At 59.5% G+C, this 886-nt stretch carries 2 protein-coding genes; both read left to right on the top strand.

Translation table 11 applies throughout. The annotated features are described in order from the left end of the window. The first annotated feature begins 71 nt into the window (after positions 1-71). Positions 72-575 carry a DUF4863 family protein gene (locus AiwAL_RS18600; protein ID WP_262313325.1) on the top strand — a complete coding sequence of 168 codons (504 nt, stop codon included), beginning with the start codon at positions 72-74 and terminating at the stop codon, positions 573-575. A 13-nt stretch (positions 576-588) separates the two neighbouring features. Then, positions 589-765 carry a hypothetical protein gene (locus AiwAL_RS18595; RefSeq protein WP_262313324.1) on the top strand — a complete coding sequence of 59 codons (177 nt, stop codon included), beginning with the start codon at positions 589-591 and terminating at the stop codon, positions 763-765. Positions 766-886 lie beyond the last annotated feature (121 nt).

Here is an 886-nt window from a genome sequence, read left to right as displayed (position 1 = left end):
CAAAAGCTCGGAATCTAACACGTAACGGGCGGCTAGACGAAGCATCGTTATCAAATCAAGGAAGATACTACATGGATATGAGTGAGGATCTGATCAGCTGCAGTATACCGTTCCTAGGCGAGATCAAGGACAAGACGCCAGGCACCGAACTCGAAGGTTGGTTGAATACGAAATACGGGCTGGGCAGTGCACTGTACGATGACCTCGCTCGTCTGATCAAGGCTGGGGTCGAGGAAGGTTGGGCCGCCAACGTCGAGATCGACGGGCGGCGCTACCGGCGCAGCCGCATCTGCGAGCCAAGCGCAGGGACGTTCTACTTCAGCATTATGGCGGTCTATATGGACAGCCAGGAGCGCTTTCGTGGTGACTATCATTTGCACCCGTATGGCGAACTGAATATGGTGGTGCCGGTCGATGAGGGCGCCCTGCTCGCGGGGCCGAATGGCTGGAGCGGACCCGGTTGGACGGCGCCAGCTCCGGGCAGCCATCACTATCCGGAAGTCATGGGCGGCGCACTGATCGCCTTGTTCTTCTTGCCCGCTGGCCGCATCCGCTATGTCCGGCGTGGCCTCTAACGGGGCCTTGCCGGTGGACCAGATCGTCGCGGCCTCGGGCGGCGTTACGACGATCGGCCCGGATATCGCAACGGCGCTGCGGCGCCTCGCCGAAGATGGCGAGGCCAAGCGTGTCATGATCTGCGGCTCGCTCTATCTTGCGGGAGTGATCCTTGCACGAGCCCAAGCATTCGCTTCGGTGTCAGGATAATACCAGAAAGCGATCAGGAAACCCCATGTTCATCACTGTTGACGAGATTGCGGTGCATGTTCGGGTGGAAGGTCCGGCGGGTGGAGTGCCTTTGGTCCTGCTTCATTCGTTAGGCACCAGT

It is taken from the genome of Acidiphilium sp. AL (assembly GCF_025499445.1).
Classification (GTDB): Bacteria; Pseudomonadota; Alphaproteobacteria; order Acetobacterales; family Acetobacteraceae; genus Acidiphilium; species Acidiphilium iwatense.
The sequence above is the reverse complement of the archived record's forward strand: the minus strand, read 5'-3'. Positions and strand labels throughout refer to the sequence as shown.

Excerpts from the sequence above, each read along its gene's own strand:
- AiwAL_RS18600 (WP_262313325.1), top strand. The coding sequence starts at position 72 with ATGGATATGAGTGAGGATCTGATCAGCTGCAGTATACCGTTCCTAGGC.